This window comes from Bacteroidota bacterium, assembly GCA_016711505.1.
GTDB lineage: Bacteria > Bacteroidota > Bacteroidia > AKYH767-A > 2013-40CM-41-45 > JADKIH01.
Genome location: JADJSV010000003.1, coordinates 412,842 through 434,794, shown reverse-complemented (window position 1 = coordinate 434,794; position 21,953 = coordinate 412,842). Strand labels below are relative to the sequence as shown.

Sequence of the window (21,953 nt, the reverse complement as noted above, 5' to 3'; positions counted from 1 at the left end):
GCCGGGCTTCTTTGTGTTGAAATTTTATTCCTTATTTACCGGCAAGATCTTTTTTTGCAAGATCAACTACAACCGGAGTAGCGATACAAATTGAAGAGTAAGTACCGATGACGATACCGATCAACAATGCAAATGTAAATCCTCTGATAACCTCTCCACCAAAAATAAATATGGCAAGGAGAACAAAGAAGATCGTTAATGAAGTATTGATCGTACGACTTAAAGTTGAGTTAAGGGCATCATTGATTACTTTCTTCTGATCATGAGCGTGGTGATGTACGCCAACGAATTCACGGATACGGTCAAATACAACGACTGTATCAGTCATTGAATAACCCATTACCGTTAAGATCGCCGCAATGAAAGCCTGATCGATCTCAAGTGAGAAAGGCAGGATTCCGTTGAAGATAGCATAGAATGAAAGTACAACGAGAACGTCATGCAATAAGGCAATAACGGCACCGAGACCAAACTGCCAGCGACGGAAACGAATGAAGATGTAAAGGAACATCATTCCGCAGGAAATTAAGATTGCCCATACTGCAGATGACTTGATATCATCGGCGATCGTTGGTCCTACTTTTTGCGAGCTTAATATTTTATAACCTCCATCACCTTGAACTGTTTTCAAACCTGAATTTAAAAGTTCACTTACTTTTACTTCAGCTTCAGGCGACTGGTCTTCGATCATATAACTTGTCGTGATCTTAACCTGATTATTTCCACCGAAAGTTTTTACCTCAGGAGATTTTGTAAGCGGACCTTTTAATGCATCAATTACCTGAATCGTTTCAACGTTCTTTTCGAAACGAACAACATAAGTACGACCACCTTCAAAGTCAACGCCAAAGTTCAGACCTTTCATAAAGAAAGCTGCTAAACCAATTGCGATGATCGTTCCGGAGATCATATAGTATGTTTTACGTTTTTCAACGAAGTTGATATGAATATTCTTGAACATTCCTTTTGTAGTCTTGTTCCAGAATCTGATCTCTTTGTTTTTAGCAAACATCCAGTCGAATATCAGACGAGTGATAAAGATGGCACAGAACAATGAAGTTAAGATACCAATGATCAACGTTGTTGCAAAACCTTGAATTGGTCCTGAACCGAAGATGTAAAGAATGATACCAAGGATCAACGTTGTAACGTTGGAGTCAATGATAGATGAATAGGCATGCTTGAAACCATCGCTTACTGCAAGTCGCATTCCTTTACCGAGTGTTAACTCTTCACGGACACGTTCGAAGATCAGGATGTTTGCATCCACAGACATACCAATAGTAAGTACGATACCGGCAATTCCCGGTAAGGTCAGTACTGCACCGAGTGATGCAAGAATTCCCATTACAAAGAATACGTTTGCAAAAAGTGCAATGTCAGCTACAAGTCCGGCGTTGTTATAATACGCCACCATAAATACAAGTACGAGTAAAAGTGCGATCACAAATGATAACAAACCTGAACCGATCGCTTCATTACCTAATGTTGGTCCGACAACTGTATCTTCAACGATACGTGCAGGAGCAGGAAGTTTACCTACTTTAAGAATATTTGCAAGATCTTCTGCTTCATCAAGAGTAAACTGCCCTGTGATACTTGAGTTACCACCTGCGATCTCCTGAATTACATTCGGATAAGAGTAAACATAATCATCAAGAACAACTGCAATTGATTTCTCAACGTTGTCATGCGTAAGGCGTTTCCATACACGGGCACCTTCAGCATTCATGCTCATTGAAATTTCCCAGTTGTCAGTGAACTGACCTTTTTGTTTACGTGCATCAACGATAGCAGCACCATCTAATGGAGCAAGGTGATCACGGACCGGCATACGGATAGCAACCAATTGAACGACTTTACCTTCTTTATCAATTGGCTTAACAGACCACAATGCTTTAAATTCACGTGGGAATTTAGAACGCACTGCGTCCATTTTCATGATCTCATTTGCACGGGCAGTATCTTTTGTAAGAGAAGAACCGATAACCGGACCTTTACGAAGTTCAGTTTGATTCGCTTCATTCTGCTGAATAGCCGGAGCTAATACAGCGAACAAAGGATTTTCTCTTGCGAAATCCTGGAAAGATTTATCTGCTGCTGCAGAAGAATCAGTTTTAGTAGTATCACCATCTTTATTTCCCAACTGACTCATCAATGATGATGTCGTGTCTTTTGCAGTATCTACAGTTGCAACCGGAGCTACAGCATTTGTATCAGGATTAATAATTGTTGTATCACCTGAAAGTGCAGTAGCAGCAGAATCTGTTTTTACAGAACCTTTCAATAGATTATTTACCTGTTCAAGAACCGGATAAATATCTTTGTTATCATATGTTTCCCAGAATTCAAGTTTTGCAGTTCCCTGAAGAAGTTTACGTACACGTTCCGGTTCTTTGATACCCGGCAATTCGACAAGGATACGGTTGTTACCTAATTTCTGAACGTTAGGTTGAGTCACACCGAATTTGTCGATACGGGTTTTAAGGATCTGGTAAGTACGGTCAAAAGCAGCATCTGCTTCTTTTTGAATTACCGCTTCTACTTCAGCATTCGTCGAATTGAAATTGATTCGATCAGAAAGTTCCTTCGTACCAAAGATGGCAGCAAGTTTAGCGTTCTGGTCTAGTTTATTAAATTCTTTAACGAATAATTTTACGAAATTCTCTGAGCTGTTTGTCTGTGCTACCTGAGCATTCTCAATCGCCTTGTTAAACGTTGCATCAGTACTGAAGTTTGACATTGCGCGGATGAGATCGACAAGGGAAACTTCCATTGTCACGTTCATCCCGCCTTTTAAGTCAAGTCCAAGATTGATTTCATTGTCTTTACACTTCTTGTAAGTAAATCCTAAAAGAGGATACACCGGTTGTGTGTTGATAGAGTCGATATAACTCTTTTCTTTTGCCGGGTCGCCAGCTGCGAATTCTTTCGCATCCTTTTCGACATTTCTTGTAACAAGTGTAAAACTAAGTTGATAGAGGCAGACAAGTGCCAGCAGGATCGCAAATAGCTTTACTGCACCTTTACTTTGCATGGGTAATGAGTAAGTTTAGAATGAACTAATTGATTGTTAATTTTTAAGAGCGTGCAAAGATAGAATATCACGCTTAATTTCCAATTTTGGAGCGTTTTAATATGAATAAGTTTGCAGATTAAAGTTGGCTTCACAACTCTCTAGTAATCAAGACTTCAAAAGCGGCAGATTTGCTCCGATCAGGGAAATCCAATGAATGCAAATGAAAACTGTGAATTAAACCTCAGAGATTCAAAGTGAAAAAGCGCTTATGACAAAAAGCAAAAAGGCATAAAAAAGTATGACGCCTATTTTAGAATAGCCTGTACTGACTGATTCATCCAGATGAATCGATTCTGAAACTTTGAAAGGAATTGAATTTGTTTTGTAGTTATTTCTCATAAAAATTGTGCGTTTTCCCCTTTGAATCTTTGTGCGTGAGAGTGTTTTTATTTTATTTTAAGACAACATTTAGTATTTCCAGTCCTGTTTCCGATTTTCTCAAAACATAAAACAAGAGTAGTCCGCTAAAGAATAATTGAAATAGCAAAAAAGTAATTCCGAAGAATTTACTGCTGCGCCCTGGAGAATTGGTAGATTTGTAAAGTTCTGACATTCAAATGGTTTTGGTGCAATATAGTGTTGGTTTCACCTTGAATGTTTGTAAATTGGCCTAGAATCTTACAACCTTTAAAATAGAATCAGGTCAAAGGTCAAGGTTCAAAGGTCAATAGCTGTGATTGACCTTTGAACCTTGACCTTTGACCCGGTACAATTTCCGAAATCAGAGGCAAAACTTTAACCTTTATCCGAAAATCCGTACCTTGCGACCGCAAAATCTACGAAGAATGGCATTTGATTTAGAAATGATTAAAGCGGTTTATTCCGGAATGGCGGGAAGAATCAGCACGGCACGGAGAGTTGTCGGACGTCCACTAACTTTAACAGAGAAGATCCTTTATTCTCACCTTACAGAAGGTGAAGTAAGGCAAGCTTATGAGCGAGGGCGTTCGTATGTGGAATTTAATCCTGACCGTGTTGCCATGCAAGATGCAACTGCTCAGATGGCGCTTCTGCAGTTTATGCAAGCAGGCCGGCCGTCAGTAGCTGTCCCGTCGACTGTGCATTGTGATCACCTGATCCAGGCAAAGACCGGAGCTGTTGAAGATTTAAATACAGCCTTAGATAAAAACAAAGAAGTATACGATTTCCTTGCATCCGTTTCGAATAAATATGGAATTGGTTTCTGGAAGCCAGGAGCAGGAATTATTCACCAGGTGATAATTGAGAATTACGCATTCCCCGGTGGAATGATGATCGGTACTGATTCACATACTGTAAATGCCGGCGGATTAGGAATGATTGCAATTGGAGTTGGTGGTGCTGATGCATGTGATGTAATGGCAGGATTGCCATGGGAATTAAAATTTCCTAAACTGATCGGTGTGAAACTGACAGGAAAGATGAATGGCTGGACTTCTGCGAAAGACATCATTCTGAAAGTTGCAGGCATTCTTACTGTTAAAGGTGGTACAGATAAAATTTTAGAATACTTCGGTCCGGGAGCAGAGAGTTTAAGTTGTACAGGAAAAGGCACAATCTGTAATATGGGTGCTGAGATCGGTGCTACGACTTCTGTATTCTGCTATGATAAAAAAATGGCTGAGTATCTACAGGGAACTGAAAGAGCTGACATCGCTGCTGCTGCTGATAAAGTTTCAGAACATTTGCGTGGAGATAAAGAAGTTTATGACAGTCCTGAGAAATATTTTGATGAAGTGATCGAGATCAATCTATCCGAACTTGAACCGCATGTAAACGGGCCATTCACTCCGGATCTTGCATGGCCGATCTCAAAATTCGCTGCTGCTGTTAAAGAAAATAACTGGCCATCTGAATTAGAAGTAGGTTTGATAGGCTCTTGTACAAATTCATCATACGAAGATATTTCGCGTGCTGCTTCCTTAGCACAACAAGCTGTCGATGCAAACTTAAAAACGAAATCAGAATTTACGATCACACCGGGATCAGAACTTGTCCGCTACACTGTAGAACGCGATGGTTTTCTGGGAACGTTTGAAAAAATGGGTGGTGTTGTTTTAGCAAATGCATGTGGACCATGTATCGGGCAATGGGCACGTCATACGAATGATCCGAATAAAAAGAATTCGATCATAACTTCTTTCAACAGAAATTTTGCCAAGCGTAATGACGGCAATCCGAATACACATGCATTCGTAGCTTCGCCGGAGATCGTAACTGCAATGGCAATTGCCGGCGACCTTTGTTTCAATCCGTTAACAGATACACTTACTACTCCAACCGGAGAAAAATTTAAATTCAAAGAACCTCAGGGCGACGAACTACCTTCAAAAGGTTTTGCTGTCGAAGATGCGGGTTATCAAAAACCTGCTGCCGATGGCAGTAATGTAAAAGTGATCGTCTCCCCTACTTCGGAGCGTTTGCAATTGCTGGATCCTTTTTCTGCATGGGAAGGAACAGATCTTACAGGACTGAAATTACTTATTAAAGTAAAAGGAAAATGTACAACTGATCACATCTCTATGGCCGGTCCATGGTTAAAATTCCGTGGTCATCTTGATAACATTTCAAACAATATGCTGATTGGTGCGATCAATTCTTTCAACGACAAATCTGATTCCGTTAAAAATCAGCTTACCGGTGATTACAATGGCGTACCACAAGTACAAAGAGCTTATAAAGCTGCAAAAGTCGGCTCTATCGTAGTCGGAGATGAAAATTACGGTGAAGGATCATCACGTGAACATGCTGCAATGGAACCACGTCATCTTGGAGTCCGAGCTATTCTTGTAAAATCATTTGCAAGGATCCATGAAACTAATCTGAAAAAACAAGGAATGCTTGCATTGACCTTTGCTGACAAATCGGATTACGACAAGATCAAGGAAGATGACACTTTTGACATCAAAGGTTTAACATCATTCGCACCCGGCAAACAACTCACTATCGTTCTGAATCACTGTGATGGAACAAGTGAGGAATTCAAAGTGAATCAATCTTATAATGAAAATCAGATCGAATGGTTCAAGGCCGGCGGGGCATTGAATATTATTCGCTCTCAGATAGCATAATTTTAAAGACCGGTAATTACTTCACCGGTCTTTTTTTTAAAATACCAACTCAGAATTTACTTTCATGGAGAAAGCAGTTTTAATTGAAGCAATAAAGGAAAATGCAAAATACTTTCTGGAAGAAGCAGGAGAATTTTTTCCATTTGCTGTATGTGTAAATGACGAAGACCAGTTTGTTCCGATCTATCTAGACGATGAAGAAGAATTTGAAGACGATGAAAGCATGATCGAGGAACTGAAATTCTGCGTTTCAAAAGCGATCGAAGAGGAATCATTTACTATTGGAGCAATTGCATTCGATACAATAGTTACTCTAAGTGATACGGAACAAAATGCAATCAGAGTTCTATTCTTAAAGGAAAACAATGAAATAACTGCTGCTGATTTTATATACTCAATTAAAAACAAGAAATTGAATTTTTCGTAGTGTTTTTCGCAGTAATCCGGCTTTAATTTCTCTTCTAATATTCGGAAAAATAATATAACTTCGCCTAAACCCCTCCGATTTGAAATGACTTTTTCTTCCGGTAAACATATTGTTATTATAGGCGGCGGCTTTTGCGGTATTATGACCGCTGTAAATCTTTTGATAAAAGCAGAAAGTCCTTTAAACATAACTTTGTTTAACTATGAATATCCTGAAGGACGAGGAATCGCCTATAAAACTTACACAGATAATCATGTACTGAATGTTCCCTGTCAGAACATGAGTGCTTTCTCTGATCAACCGGATCATTTTCTGAATTGGTGTAAATTGAATTCAGGAAATGCAGTTGATATAGAAGAATTGCCGGGCAAATTTCTTCCGAGAAATTTATATGGAAATTATCTTGACTCCGTTTTTCAGGAATCTCTGAAAAACAAATCTGATCATGTCAATTTCCGGATGATAAAAGAAGAAGTAACTGATATTGATAAAATCGGAGAATCGTATTTTATAACGAGCAGTTCCGGATTAAAGATCGAGTCTGACAAGATCGTTCTGGCAACCGGAAATCATGCGCCATCGCATCCACCCCTAGCCGGAACAGAATTCCATTCCAACAAAAGATATTTTGCAAATCCGTGGAAGGAGGACTCTATCAGCAATATCGATTCTACAGAACCAATTCTGATCGTTGGGACAGGATTAACAATGGTCGATGTTGTATTAGGATTGGAAGAAAAACAATTTAGCGGAAAAATTGTAGCGCTTTCACCCAACGGTTTCAATATACTTGCTCACAAGAAGCATCATCCGCAAAGATATATACTCGATGAGCTAGCGCCTCCATTTGATTTGAACAAACTTTTCAAATTATTTTACAAGCATGTACGTGAAGCGCATCTGCGGGGCGAATCCGGAGAGACCGTTGTAGATGCTGTACGTTCTCAGACGCAAGTGATCTGGCAACAACTTTCTCTCGAAGACAAGAAACGATTCATGGCGCATCTTAGACACCTTTGGGGTGTTGCCAGGCACAGACTTCCGGGAGAAATACATGCAAAGATACAGTCAATGATTTCGAACAAAACTTTACAGGTAATGGCGGGAAGGATTTCAGGGATCGATGAATCAAGCGAATGTCTGGAAGTAAAAATTGCTTTAAGAGGAAGTGAGAATTCGGAAACTATTAAAGTGCAAAGAATAATTAATTGTACAGGGCCTTTGACCGATATAACAAAATTTCAAAGCAAACTTTATTCAAACTTACTTCGAAAAAAAATTATTCGACCAGACGATATGAAACTTGGAGTCGATGCAACAGCAGAAGGCCGGATCATTGATGAAAAAGGAAATGAAAGCAATTCTATATTTACGCTTGGTTCACTTCTGAAGGGCAAACTTTGGGAAAGCACTGCTGTTCCTGAGTTAAGAAAACAGGCAGAAATACTTGCTAAACTTTTGCTTACCAAATAAAGTTTTGATTCGTTCGTTTTTATAAATCCGAAATCGGTTTCCTTTCGTTTATTATAAAAAATAAATTACATGAAAAATTCAATTCTGATATTATTGTGTTTATGCGCACAACTATTTTCACTTGAGGCACAAGACCGAACAATTGAAATCAAAAAAGTTGTTAAGTCGAAAGAAGAATGGAAAAAACAACTTACTGCGGAACAATTTAATGTTACACGGGAAGCAGGAACAGAAAGAGCTTATTCCGGAACTTACTGGGACAACCACAAAACCGGAACTTACTACTGCATCTGTTGCAATCTTCCTCTATTCAGTTCAGCAACTAAATTTGAATCAGGCACAGGATGGCCAAGTTTTTATCAGCCATTGAAAAAAGCGTATGTGATTGAACATGTCGATAATTCACTGGGAATTGCACGTACAGAAGTTGTATGTGCGCAATGCAATGCGCATCTGGGTCATGTATTCAACGACGGACCTGAGCCCACAGGATTAAGATATTGCATGAATTCAGTTGCGTTGAAATTCGTCGCCGGCAAATAATAAATTTAGTGTGAAACAATAAATTTTCTACTTACAGAATTCTCACCGGAAATTAATTGCATCATGTAAATTCCATCGTGCAGACTGGAAATATCAATTTGCGATTCGATTGACCTCACTGTACTTTTAAAAACGATCTTTCCTGCAATATCATAGATTTTGATCGCTGAATTTTGCAATGAAACGAGATTGAAAAAACGCAGATTTAACTTTTCATTTGCAGGATTTGGCGATAATGTAAACGATGGTTTTATTTTCACCGGTTCAGAAATACCGATCCCTGAATTCGATTGATACCGGACTTCTACACCGCCGGTCGACTGACCAATAACAAGATCTGTTAATCCATCTCCATTCAGATCTCCACCACTAACTGTAATATTAAATTTTAGTCTGTCACTTTCAGAATTATCAAAAGCAAAACCCTTCAAATGAAAACATCCGCTGATATTTGCATCTATACTATCATAACTATATATCAGACCATTTTCATTTGCAACGAGGAGTCTTTTACTTCCCAGACTATCATAAAAGAACGGAACGGTATATCCATCGACAAATGACGGTCTATGAATTTCGATGCAGCCAAGTGTATCGTTAGTCGGTGCTGCATCAAAAAATGCTGAAGAAGTTGATCCGATATTTTTATACAAATTAATATATCCGTTTTGTTCACCAATGATCAGATCATTTAATCCATCGTTATTGAGATCATAGATCTGAGGAGTAGAATATTTTCCTACATCAATAGACATATAGTAAAAAGCTACGAAAGAAAAATCAGATACATTTCCGGCTCCACCGTTATTAATGAAATACGCTAATCTTCCATCTTCGTTTCCAACGATCATATCCTTATCGCCATCACCATCCAGGTCGCCGAATGCCGGATATACAGGTGAAACAAAATTGTACTGACTGATTGTAGCAACATCAGAGTCGATCAATTCAAAGGCCGGTAACGATGCTGTTCCGGTATTCCTGTAATATCTGATTCCGGTTTTATTAGACAGGGTAGCATTTACAAATTCATCAAATCCCAACATCAGATCAAGCAGTCCATCATTATCATAATCATATAAAACGGGAGCAGCATTTTCACCAGCCTCTATCATACCCTTCTGCAAAAACGATTTTGTAGTAAATTCAAAAACAGGATGCGCAGTAGTCCCATCGTTACGGTAGAACCACATCCCTTCATGATTCTCATTGAAATTCGGAACAACTAGTAAGTCTTTGATACCATCATTGTCAATATCCATATAGGAATGATAATGAAATCCATCAAAGATAGCAGACACATCATACGAAGGAAAGATCGTGTCTTGCGAACCCATATCTGCTGTAACATTAGAACCATCATTGATCACAAGCAAAGAATTATAAGATGCAACATCACCAATGAGAATATCCTTATCATTATCGCCATCGATATCTATCAGTAACATTGCAGAGACAGTATCATCCTGTGGAGCAGCTTCACTTTGTTCGTATACAGGTTTCTCAAATTTATGAGAGGTGGTATCAACTCTTCCTTCACGGCAAGGACAATGAAAACAACCAACCTGATTTGCTCCGCCTACAAGAAGAGCGAAACTCCCCCAACATCCGGTAGCATATTCAAAGTCGAGAGAATCACAATTTCCATAACGTTCCATTGAATAATTCTTATGGAAGATAAAACGTGCATCTGCTATTGAGTTGTAACCGATAATATCCATATCGCCATCGCCATCAATATCACTTAAACCCGGCTGAGACACACCGCTGGCAAAAATATTCTGACGTAAGGTCTGATATTTTTCATCGAGGTAATCATCAACCAATGTCCATTGCAAGCCGGTTGCAATTGTAAAATCATTTCGATAAACAGCCATTGCAGAGAGTGCGACCGGCGAAAGTGTAAAAAGATCTTCTCTGCCATCGCAATTGTAGTCGTACATCAAAACCCATTGTCTGATCTCCGGAAATTTGTTATTGTATTCGGGAGCATAATCCCAAGCCAGATTGTAATTCGTATTTCCATTATTCAAATAGACTGTATTTCTCGAATTGAACTTATCGTAAATAAAAATATCCTTTTTCCCATCTCCATTCACATCAACTTCATTGACAGCGGGAAAATTGATGCCACCTGACCATGGATTCAGCAACTGAGTACCATTTTCTACGACATTTATAGTATCAACCCGATTGAAGAATTGACTTTTCACCTGCATTGCACTGGTCAGGATCAAGAGGACTATTAAAAATTTTCTCATATTCCAAAGATAGTCAATCATCCATTTCCGAATGGAAAATATTTTCATAAATTGCGGTTCGTTATTCGTTATTCGTTAAAAAGATGCCCTCATTCGACATAGTAAGTAAAATAGACATCCAGAAATTCGACAATGCCATTAATGTGGCGGTGAAGGAGATCAGTACGCGGTACGATTTCAATCAATCAAAGACGAAGGTTGAATTTGACAAAAAAACTTTGATGGTTCATGTACTGACAGAAAACGATATGCGCATGAAAGCTGTGGAAGGAATAATTATTGGTCGTGTAATAAAACAAGGAATAGCTGCGCAGGTATTGGATTTCGGGAAAGAACTTTACGCTTCAGGCAATATGGTGAAGAAGGATATTAATCTGAAGCAGGGAATAGATAAAGAAACAGCAAAGAAAGTCGTTAAGATAATCAAGGAAACCGAAAAAAAGTGCAGGCATCTATAATGGACGAACAAGTTCGCGTTACCGGAAAGAAAATTGATGATCTTCAGGAATTAATTTCCATACTTGAAAAATCCGATGTAGGAATGCCATTACAATTTGAAAATTTTCGCAGTTGAAAATTGCAACTGAAGAAACAAAAAAACGCAAGCCCACATTAATGTGAAAACAATTTTAAAATATTTCTCTCTTCTTATTTTTTTCACCATTGTTTCCAAAAGTGTATTTGCACAGGATAAGATCGTTAAAGTAAACAACGACACACTTCGTGTAAAGATCATGCAGATAACTCTTGATAAAATAAAATTCCGCTACCATGGAATGAAGTCAGGACAGGTTCTGGAAATTCCAAAAAATCAGGTAAAGCAGATCATTTATGAAAATGGATCTTCACTAACAATCGTCTATAATCTTTTTGATGTTTCAAAAGATCTAATGATCAAGGACAGATTCCGGGCAGTTAAAATTGACATTTGTGCCCCGCTCTTAAATCACATTACTGTTGCATACGAACATAAATTGCGACTCGGAATGAACTTCGAGGTCAAAGGCGGCTACATTGGGTGGCGGGTCAACAAGACACTTGACAAAACAGAAGGATTCATTGGTAAAGTCAGTCTTCGTTTTTTGAAAAACACAAATACCATTCGGAAAGGATTGAAGTACATCCACCCAATGAAAGGAAGCTACATAAAACCCGAAATCGCTTTTTCGCGATATACATCAATTGAAGAAGGTCACAAAATCAATTTTTCAAATATCTATGCCAGCATTAATTTCGGACGACAGTACATTCTTGGCAATGTAATCTGTCTTGATTTCTTCGGCGGTGCCGGTGTAGGATATCAATTGAATTCACGCGGAGCAAATTCTTCAAATCAAGCTAAAGGCGACGATTTCAGTTATTGTTATTCGCATTTATATTTTGGGAAAAAGCTGCCGATTATTTTGACTGGTGGGTTGATGATGGGCTATGTATTCTAGACTAAAAGAAATGCACTGACCTAACCGCATTATAGTATGAAAAACTAAGGTTATTGTATGAAAAACTACGACCTCCTAATCACCGCCCCGGCTTCACTCTCAAACGCACCCATCAACTTTTCCATCGTTTTATCGATCTGTTTATCTGTGAGTGTTTGTTGATCATCGAGTAATATGAAAGAAACGGCCAATGATTTTTTTCCGGCTTCTATTTTTTCGCCTTGATACAGATCGAATAAAGAAACTTCTTTCAATAGTTTTCTTTCCGACTTGTAAGCGATCTCTTCTATTTTGGAGAATGGAATTGCCACATCAAGCATCATTGAAAGATCTCTTTTTACAGCAGGGAATTTTGACACTTCCTGATATTGAACAGGTTTCTTTTTTGCTTTCTTTATGACGAGATCCCAATTGACTGAACATGAAAAAACATCTGCCAGATCATATTTTTTCAAAATAGAATTTTTCACTGCACCAATTTCTGCAAGTACTTTTGTTCCTGCAAAATATGTAAGTCCATAATTTAATGCAGGATGTTCTGATTCTTTTATAGTAAGTTCCGATGCTTTAATTCCGCATAGAGACAGTACATTTACTAAAATTGATTTCACAAAAAAGAAATCAGAATTTGTTGCAGGTCCTTGCCAGGAAACTTCCTGCTTTTTTCCGCAGGCTAATATTGACAAACAATAAGATTCAGAATATCCGCTTTCAGTTTTTGAATAAATTTTTCCGAATTCAAACATCTTCTGATCGGCTTGTTTCCGGTTTCTGTTGTATTCAAGTATTTCTAATCCGGTCATTAACAGATCCTGACGTAAAACACCTAAATCCTGACTTAGCGGATTCAAAATCTTTACAGACTTCTCTTCACTCCAGCCGGGAGCAAAATTATAATCTTGTTTCGTCAGCGAGTTCGTCAGGATTTCATTGAATCCCTGCGCCGCTAAATAATCTGCGATCTTGTTCTGAATTTGTTCTCTGTCAAATTCAACTATTGCAGGAAGAGAAATGCTTTGTTTTTTCGGAAGTGGAATTCTATCATAACCATAGACGCGGAGAATCTCTTCTATCACATCAACCGGACGAAGCACATCCACTTTAAATGCCGGGATCTGCAGATTCAGACTTTCAGAATCGGAAGAAACGATCTTGATTCCAAGTGAAAGTAAAATTGTTGAGATCACATTTCTGTCGATCACTTCACCGGAAAACTGATCGATGTAAGAATATTTAATATTGAAATCGACTTCCGGTTTCTTTTCAGGATAGATATCAATAACCGGCGAAGCAATTTTTCCTCCGCAAACCTCCTGCAAAAGTAAAGCTGCACGCTTCATTGCATACATTGTGATCTCGGAATCAGTTCCGCGTTCAAAGCGAAAACTTGCATCTGTTTTTAATCCGTGTTGCTTGCTTGTTTTACGAATACTTGCTGCATCGAAGTATGCGCTTTCCAGAAAAACTGTTTTTGTTGATTCAGTAATTCCAGAATCAATTCCTCCGAATACACCTGCAATACACATTGGTTTTTCAGAGTTGCAGATCATCAGATTTCCTTCATGCAATGTCCGTTCAACTTTATCAAGTGTAACAAACTTCTCTCCTTCTTTCGCCTGACGGACAACAACTTTTTTTCCGGAAATTTTATCTGCATCAAATGCATGTAACGGTTGTCCGGTTTCATGCAAAATATAATTTGTGATATCGACAACGTTATTAATTGGATTTACACCAATTGACAACAAACGATTTTTCAACCATTCCGGTGATTGACTTACAGAAATATTTGTGATAGTAATTGCAGTATATCGCGGACAAGCAGAACTGTCTTCAACGACAACTTCTATCATGCGCTCATTTCCTGCAGTGAAATTATCAACTGAAGGCATTTCAACTTTAGAGTCCTTTTCAATTTTCTTCGTCTGAATAGATTTTTCTGTATTGATCAATGCAGAAAGATCTCTTGCAACACCAAGGTGCGAAGCAGCATCAGCACGATTAGGAGTAAGTCCTATTTCGATAACTGAATCATTTTCCAGTTTGAAAAAATCGCTTGCCTTTGTTCCTATAACAGAATCTTCCGGCAAAATTAGAATTCCTGCATGAGAAGTTCCTAATCCGATCTCATCTTCTGCGCAGATCATTCCTTCAGAAACTTCACCACGGATTTTAGATTTCTTTATTTCAAAAGGTTCACCTGTAACCGGATGAACAGTAGTTCCAACAACTGCAACAATTACTTTTTGTCCGGCCGCAACATTCGGCGCACCGCAAACAATTTGCAAAGGTGTTTCACCACCGACATTCACAGTTGTCAGACTTAATTTATCAGCATTCGGATGTTTTGCGCAAGTCAGAACCTGACCCACAAAAAGTCCTTTCAACCCACCTTTGACAGATTCAAAAGATTCTACGTTTTCTACTTCCAGTCCCCCTGCTGTAAGCATGACAGCAGCCTGATCCACAGTCAAATCCGTTTTCACGAATTCTTTTAACCAATTGTACGAAATTTTCATAATTTAAGCCTAATCAGCCGCAATATTAGTGAATAATTCGTTATTCGTTATCAAGAGATTCTTCCCCATTCTCCTGACTTCCTGATTTGTTCCTGCAAGTGCAATCTGGTTCCTGAATTTTCCGGTGAGGTGAGATTCGGATCCCTCTTTAGCATTTCAATAGCAATATCGCGAGTACGCTGCACCAAAGCCGCATCCCGAGAAAGATCAGCTAACTTCAAATCAAGTAAACCGCTTTGTCGTGTACCTTCAGCATCGCCCGGACCACGGAGTTTGAGATCTGTTTCTGCAATTTTAAAACCATCGTTTGTTTCACACATTGTTGCAATTCGCAGGCGTGAATCTTTTCCGAGTTTAGAACTCGTCATTAAGATACAATACGATTGCTCTGCTCCTCTTCCAACTCTTCCGCGCAACTGATGTAATTGTGAAAGACCAAATCGTTCGGCGTTTTCAATGATCATTACAGACGCATTCGGTACATTCACTCCTACTTCGATCACAGTAGTTGCAACCATGATCTGTGTTTCACCTTTGACGAATCGTTGCATTTCAAAATCTTTGTCCTTCGGTTTCATTCTACCATGAACAATGCTGACATGATATTGCGGAGCAGGGAAATCTCTGCAAATAGATTCGAAGCCCGCCATCAGATTATTCAGATCGATCTTTTCCGATTCATCGATCAAAGGATATACGATATAGACTTGTCTGCCTGCTGCAATTTCTTTTTTCAAAAACGCCCAGACTTGCAATCGATTTGTATCATATTTATGAATTGTCCTGATCGGTTTTCTTCCCGGAGGTAATTCATCGATCACGGAAACATCGAGATCACCGTAAAGTGTCATCGCAAGAGTTCGCGGAATTGGAGTTGCAGTCATGACCAGTACATGCGGAACGATCTCATTTTTTTTCCACAATCGTGAACGTTGTTCAACACCGAAACGATGCTGTTCATCGATAACCACAAAACCTAAATTTTTGAATTTTACTTTATCTTCGATCAAAGCATGTGTACCAACTAAAATATTGATCTCACCGTTTTCAAGTTGCTCATGGATCTTTCTTCTTGCAGCAGTCCGCGTCGAACCTGTGAGCAAAGCAATATTCAGATTCATATTTTTCAAAAAAGCTGCAATTGATTCAGCATGTTGATTTGCCAGAATTTCCGTCGGCGCCATAATGCAAGCCTGATATCCATTTCCGATGGCAATCAGCATACACATGAGTGCAACCATTGTTTTTCCCGAACCAACATCACCCTGAAGCAATCGATTCATTTGTTTGCCCGAGCCGCAATCTGTGCGGATCTCTTTGATCACTTTTTTCTGAGCATTGGTTAATTCGAAAGGAAGATGATTATGAAAAAATTCATTGAAATAATCTCCGACTTTATCGAAACGAACTCCACGAATTTTTTCCGTTCGCAGAAGTTTCATATGCAACAACCGCATCTGAAGAAAGAATAGTTCCTCAAATTTGATCCTTGTTTCTGCTTTCTCCTGATGTGCTACTGATTCAGGAAAGTGTATAGCAGAGTAAGTTTGATGCCGGTTAAAAAATTTGTATTCATTCAAAACATGTTGCGGCAACGTTTCCGAAAGTTCTTTTGGTAAAATGCTGTGTAAATTTTTCTGGAGACGCAACAGACCTTTACTATCCAGACCTTTCAGTTTCAATTTTTCAGTAGTGCTGTAAACCGGTTGCATAACGGAAGAAATGGTTTGTTGCGCTTCTGCACTGAGTTCAAGTTCAGGATGAACTATATTGATCGCTCCATTAAATTCTGTTGGTTTTCCAAAAAGCACATATTCGGTATTCAATTTCAGATTGGCAGTGATCCACTTTATCCCTTGAAACCAACGCAGTTCCAGAAAACCGGTTTTGTCTTCAAAGCGGCCTGCAAGATATTTCCTCCGTTTTTCACCTCTGACAATGAGGCTTGTTATTGTACCTTTGATTTGAATATACGGCAAATTGGCATTCGCTTCCTTAACGGTATAGAACTTGGTACGGTCGACATATCGAAACGGAAAATGATGCAGCAAGTCTCCTTGCGTAAAAATGCCGAGTTCTTTCCTGAGGATTTCGGCTTTCATCGGTCCGACTCCTTTTAGAAATTCGATCTTGGTATGAAAGAAATCGTAATTCATAATCAAGGCGAAAGTAATGAATTAGGTTAAATCAGTTGTTCATTAAAAGCGGTGAATTGTTTATGGAAAAAAATAAGGGCAAAAATGAATTGATCAGATCAGCAGCATTTCCATTGTTGTTTACAGTTCTGATCTGGTTAATTGAATTTGGCGCGCATCTTAGCGGAGTCAGGTTGATCAATTTAGGGATACTACCCAGAACAACAGAAGGATTAATTGGGATAATAACTTCTCCATTCATTCATGGTGATCTTGATCACATTTTGTCGAATACTGCTCCACTACTGATTGTCGGTACGGGCATGATCTATTTTTATAAAGAACTTGCTTACCGCGTGATGGCAGCGATATGGCTGATGACAGGATTTTGGGTCTGGATGTTTGCCCGTCCTGAATGGCACATTGGTGCAAGCGGACTCATTTATGGCTTTGTTTGCTTTTTATTTTTCAGTGGGATTTTCAGAAGAGATACGCGATTAACAGCAATCTCATTATTGGTTACTTTTTTATACGGAAGCCTTGTTTGGGGCATTTTTCCGATCAATCAAATTGTTTCCTGGGAGAGTCATTTATTCGGATCAGTAGCCGGACTTTTCACTGCTTATTACTATAGATCAGATGGCCCGGTCAAACCAAAAGCTCAATGGGAAATAGATGAGGAAAATGAATTGCTGAATCCGACAACTACCAATGAAACAGAAGTTGAATTTGTTAATGAAGAACCGGTTGTTCCTGAAATAAAAATCAACTATACATTGGTTGAAAAACCTTCTGAACCTACTGAAAACAAAGGTGGCTAGTCATTATTTTTCTCTATGAAATTGAATAACTTTTTAACAATGAAGTGTGTTAAGAATGTTTGAAAATGAGGGAACATTTTTTTATAGAGTTCGTATTTTAGTAACAGTCTAAAATAGCAACTAAATAAATCCAAAATAAACCTTAATCAAACAATGAGAAAACAATTTACTCTTCTGCAGATCTTTAGGACTTGCATGATGGTGTTGACAATTGGAATCGGAACTGTGGCCAATGCCCAGACCGATGCCGGTGTTTCTGCAATCGTCAGTCCTTCGAATCTAACCTGTCAGGGAACACAACCTGTTACTGCAGTAATTCAAAACTATGGTGCCGCAGGAATTACCTCCGCACTTGTCAACTGGACAGTGAACGGAATTGCTCAGGCTCCATTTAATTACAATGGACTTCTGTTTACCGGTGAAACAGACACTGTGACTATCGGCAATTATGCCTTCGGTTTCGGAACGAATACACTGGATGTCCGCACAGCTTCTCCAAACGGTGGTGCTGATGCTGATTCTTCCAATGACTCAACAGCGGTTACAGTTGTTGTGCAAATGAATGGATCTTACACGATTGGCGGTACGACTCCTGATTTTGCGGAATTCAACGATGCCGTTGCAGCTTTAAGCACTTATGGTGTTTGCGGACCGGTAGTTTTCAATATGAGAGCCGGAACAGATACGATGCAAAGTGTGATCAACGAGATCATCGGAGCTGATTCTACAAACAGAATCACTTTTCAGTCTGAAAATGGTGACAGTACATCTGTTGTTTTAACCTACCCTTCAGTTGATTCTTTGAATCCAACAAATTATCTGATCCGCTTAGACGGAGCTGATTACATTACATTTAACAAGATCACGCTTGCTCGTTCAGGAATTCTGTCGTATGGTCGTGTTCTTGAGTTGATGAATAATGCCTCTCACATCACTGTTTCAAATTGCAGATTGTCAGGTTCAACTAATCCGACTAACAACTCACTTGCTGCTTTGATCTATTCAGGATCTTCATCTCCGACGAATGACAGTTCATTGATGATCATGAACAACCATTTACTGAATGGTTCAATCGGTGTTTACATGAATGGTATCAACACTATTCAGCTTGAGCTTGACAATGTTATTTCAGATAACATTTTCGAAAATCAATATTCAAAAGGAATCCAGGCAAGTAACATTGGTGTTGTAAATATCAACAGAAATCAATTTACTACAACATCAAACAACATTGCTTACGCAGGTATTTATCTTGATCGTAGTCAGAGAAATCATCACATCACCAAAAACAAAATGACAAGCATTCCGGGAACAGGTATCTACATGGTAGACTGTACAGGATTAGCAGGAATTCATGGAGTTGTGTCGAACAATTTCATTTTATGTACTGATTCAGCAGGACTATCAATAAATAATGGAGATTATCAGGACATCGTGCACAACACAATTGTGATGCGTGGTGCGAATCCAACATACTCGGCTTTGTTTGCAAGAGGAAACGGAACAGGAAAAACAGTTCGTAACAACATCCTGAACAATACAGGTGGGGGTTATGCTTATGTTGTTTCTGATTCTGCTGTGAATGGAATCACTATTTCTAATCACAACAATCTTTTTGTTACAGGTTCAAATGTTGGTGTATTTGATGGTGTTGTAACTCCAACATTGAACGACTGGATCTCTGCATCAGAGAGAGATTCCAATTCCGTTCAGGTAAATCCGAATTTCGTTACTCCAACTGATCTGCATGCAACTTCAATTGCAATGGAAGATCTTGGTAAAAAACTTGCCAACGTGAATGATGATATCGACGGCGAACTTCGTAGCGCAAATGCTCCTGATATCGGTGCCGATGAATATTCTGCAGCACAACGTAACGTTGGTGTTCAGGCTTTGTTAAGTCCGGTAGACAGTGTTTGCGGTGACTCGCTTACTCCGGTTACTGTAGTAGTAACCAATACAGGTGCTCTTCAGGAAAACAATTTTGCTGTAACAACTATCTTCAGCGGAGTTGCTGATGATACATTAACGTTTACAATTACAACACCTATACTTCCGGGCGAATCAGATACAATTACCTATGCAGCAACAGTTGATCTTACTGCAGGTGGTACTTTGAATGTGATGAGTTATACTTCGTTAGGGGTCGATGATGTACATGCGAATGACACATTAACGGCATCGTATACTGTTGGCGTACCTCCTGTAGGACCGGTAGCAGTGGACATATCACGTTGTGGCCCGGGTGCCGTAACACTTACAGCAACATCTGCCGATTCACTGATCTGGTTCGATGCTCCGGTTGGCGGAACTTATCTTGCTTCAGGTGCATCTTACACTACTGATACATTAAATGCATCAACATTATTTTATGTTGCTGCTTACGGATTCTGTGAAGGAGTTCGTACTTCTGTACAAGCTGTTATCAATCCACTTCCTGTAATTACATTAGGAAATGACACATCGATTTTAGATGGAGATAGCATTGACTTTGATGCAGGTATTGGATTTACATCTTACCTTTGGTCAAATGGTGCAACAACACAATTAATTAACGTAAATACTCCGGGATGTTATTCTGTAGTAGTTTCAAATTCGTTTGGTTGTACTGCTACAGATGAAATTTGTCTGGCAGTGATTTTACCATTTGATGCTGGTGTTACTGCAATCGTGAATCCACTGGATCAGGACTGCTCAAGCGCAACAACAGATGTTTCAATTGTTGTAACTAATCTTGGTTCAAGTGCTGCTTCAAACATTCCTGTTGATGTTACAATTACAGGAACTGTAACGGCTAATTTCACTGATACAATTGCAGGTCCGATGAATCCGGGTGATACAATAGTTCTTTCAATGGGAACTATCAACACGGTTACAGGTGGAACATATACAATTACTGCATATACATCATATGCAAGCGATCAGAATACCGGTAATGATACAACAACAAGTACGGTTGATATCAATATCGCTCCGGCTGCTCCTGCAGGTGTTGGAACATCACGTTGTGGCGAAGGAAGTGTAATTCTGAATGCTTCAGGAACAAACACAATTGCATGGTACGATGCACCAACAGGTGGCAACTTACTATTCATTGGCGACACCTACTCTATTCCAAGCCTTTCTACTACTACAATCTTCTATGCACAGGATGGCAACATCTGCAATACTCAGCCGAGAGCTGCTGTAACTGCGACTATCAATGCATTACCTAATGTTAATCTGGGTAACGATACAACAGTAACAGATTCACTTATTCTTGATGCAGGTGCAGGATTCGTTCAGTACTTATGGAATACAAGTGAAACAACTCAAACGATAGAAGTTGATTCTACAGGAACGATCATTGTTGCTGTAATTGATGGAAACGGTTGTATCAATTCAGATACAGTTGAAGTAACGATCATCGTTGGTTTAACAGACAATCAGATCGCAAGCGGAATGATGATCTATCCGAATCCGACAGCTTCGAAACTGAATATCAATTTAGGAAAAACTGTAAATGCAATTATTACATTGACTGACATTCAAGGCCAGATCCTGATGACAGACAAAGTGAATAATGCATCAGATGCAGTACGTACTTATGATGTAACGACTTATGCAAAAGGAATCTACTTCCTGAATATTACTTCAGGTGGGCAGACTTCTACTAGTAAGGTGATTGTTCACTAGATGTTCGTAATTCGAATTTCGTAATTCGAATCGCGAAAAAAAAAGGGCTACCAAAAGGTGGCCCTTTTTTTTTGTACATTTAATTTCAAAATATTGTACAGTTACCGTTAAATACAAAAAGTATTTTATAAGAATCGATTTCATTTACAAATCTCGAACAACGATAAATATCCACAACTCTCACAAATTAAAAACCAAAAAACATGTCCTTCGACCAATACCACGAACCACCCAACGAACTTTCACAACAGACAAGAACTTTTGCGAGAATGATGCTATCACTGATAGAAGAAGCCGAAGCAATTGACTGGTACGAACAACGTATTTCCGTAGAGAAAGACAAGGAGGCAAAAGCCATTATGCAAAATGCACAACAGGAAGAATTCAAACATTTCGGAATGGATCTGGAATTTCTCCTCCGCAAAAAGCCTGAATGGCGGAAGGTATTAAAGGCGATTCTTTTTACAAAAGGAGATATTGTGAAGCTGGAAAAGGAGAAGAAAGGTGAATAAGTTGGCCCTTGTGAAATAT

12 protein-coding genes and 1 pseudogene are annotated in these 21,953 nt (G+C 39.0%); 9 read left to right on the top strand and 4 right to left on the bottom strand.

Annotated features, from left to right (window positions below; translation table 11 throughout):
• Positions 1-31: 31 nt before the first annotated feature.
• Positions 32-3,037 carry a protein translocase subunit SecDF gene (gene secDF, locus IPL24_07760; GenBank protein ID MBK8363576.1) on the bottom strand — a complete coding sequence of 1,002 codons (3,006 nt, stop codon included), beginning with the start codon at positions 3,035-3,037 and terminating at the stop codon, positions 32-34.
• An 827-nt stretch (positions 3,038-3,864) separates the two neighbouring features.
• Here secDF and IPL24_07755 point away from each other — a divergent pair.
• The 4 genes from IPL24_07755 (at position 3,865) to msrB (ending at position 8,572) form a co-directional block, all read left to right on the top strand.
• Entirely contained in the window at positions 3,865-6,129 is a 2,265-nt protein-coding gene (locus tag IPL24_07755) for an aconitate hydratase (GenBank protein ID MBK8363575.1), read from the top strand.
• A 64-nt stretch (positions 6,130-6,193) separates the two neighbouring features.
• A complete protein-coding gene (locus IPL24_07750; GenBank protein ID MBK8363574.1) occupies positions 6,194-6,556 on the top strand; it encodes a hypothetical protein in 363 nt (120 codons plus the stop codon).
• An 84-nt stretch (positions 6,557-6,640) separates the two neighbouring features.
• Positions 6,641-8,029: an FAD/NAD(P)-binding protein gene (locus IPL24_07745; protein MBK8363573.1), complete on the top strand. Its 1,389-nt coding sequence runs from the start codon at positions 6,641-6,643 to the stop codon at positions 8,027-8,029.
• 69 nt (positions 8,030-8,098) lie between these two features.
• Entirely contained in the window at positions 8,099-8,572 is a 474-nt protein-coding gene (msrB, locus tag IPL24_07740) for a peptide-methionine (R)-S-oxide reductase MsrB (GenBank protein MBK8363572.1), read from the top strand.
• Positions 8,573-8,577: 5 nt separating this feature from the next.
• On the opposite strand, the gene IPL24_07735 is transcribed toward msrB, so the two are convergent.
• A complete protein-coding gene (locus tag IPL24_07735; GenBank protein ID MBK8363571.1) occupies positions 8,578-10,833 on the bottom strand; it encodes a VCBS repeat-containing protein in 2,256 nt (751 codons plus the stop codon).
• An 83-nt stretch (positions 10,834-10,916) separates the two neighbouring features.
• Here IPL24_07735 and IPL24_07730 point away from each other — a divergent pair.
• Together IPL24_07730 and IPL24_07725 are read left to right on the top strand one after the other, a co-directional pair.
• A pseudogene (locus tag IPL24_07730) lies at positions 10,917-11,407 on the top strand (YajQ family cyclic di-GMP-binding protein).
• Positions 11,408-11,450: 43 nt separating this feature from the next.
• A complete protein-coding gene (locus tag IPL24_07725) occupies positions 11,451-12,272 on the top strand; it encodes a hypothetical protein (GenBank protein MBK8363570.1) in 822 nt (273 codons plus the stop codon).
• Between the two features lie 65 nt (positions 12,273-12,337).
• Here the strand turns inward: IPL24_07725 and IPL24_07720 are convergent, their stop codons facing one another.
• Together IPL24_07720 and recG are read right to left on the bottom strand one after the other, a co-directional pair.
• Positions 12,338-14,791 carry a phenylalanine--tRNA ligase subunit beta gene (locus tag IPL24_07720; protein ID MBK8363569.1) on the bottom strand — a complete coding sequence of 818 codons (2,454 nt, stop codon included), beginning with the start codon at positions 14,789-14,791 and terminating at the stop codon, positions 12,338-12,340.
• 50 nt (positions 14,792-14,841) lie between these two features.
• The gene (recG, locus tag IPL24_07715) at positions 14,842-16,947 is read right to left on the bottom strand and encodes an ATP-dependent DNA helicase RecG (GenBank protein ID MBK8363568.1); all 2,106 of its coding nucleotides are present in this window, start codon (positions 16,945-16,947) and stop codon (positions 14,842-14,844) included.
• Positions 16,948-17,009: 62 nt separating this feature from the next.
• Between recG and IPL24_07710 the strand changes: the two genes are divergently transcribed.
• The 3 genes from IPL24_07710 to IPL24_07700 all read left to right on the top strand — a co-directional run bounded on the left by IPL24_07710 (position 17,010) and on the right by IPL24_07700 (position 21,934).
• The gene (locus IPL24_07710; protein MBK8363567.1) at positions 17,010-17,747 is read left to right on the top strand and encodes a rhomboid family intramembrane serine protease; all 738 of its coding nucleotides are present in this window, start codon (positions 17,010-17,012) and stop codon (positions 17,745-17,747) included.
• 153 nt (positions 17,748-17,900) lie between these two features.
• Positions 17,901-21,422, top strand: a complete 3,522-nt coding sequence (locus IPL24_07705) for a T9SS type A sorting domain-containing protein (protein MBK8363566.1) — start codon at positions 17,901-17,903, stop codon at positions 21,420-21,422.
• Between the two features lie 203 nt (positions 21,423-21,625).
• The gene (locus IPL24_07700) at positions 21,626-21,934 is read left to right on the top strand and encodes a hypothetical protein (GenBank protein ID MBK8363565.1); all 309 of its coding nucleotides are present in this window, start codon (positions 21,626-21,628) and stop codon (positions 21,932-21,934) included.
• Positions 21,935-21,953: the final 19 nt, after the last annotated feature.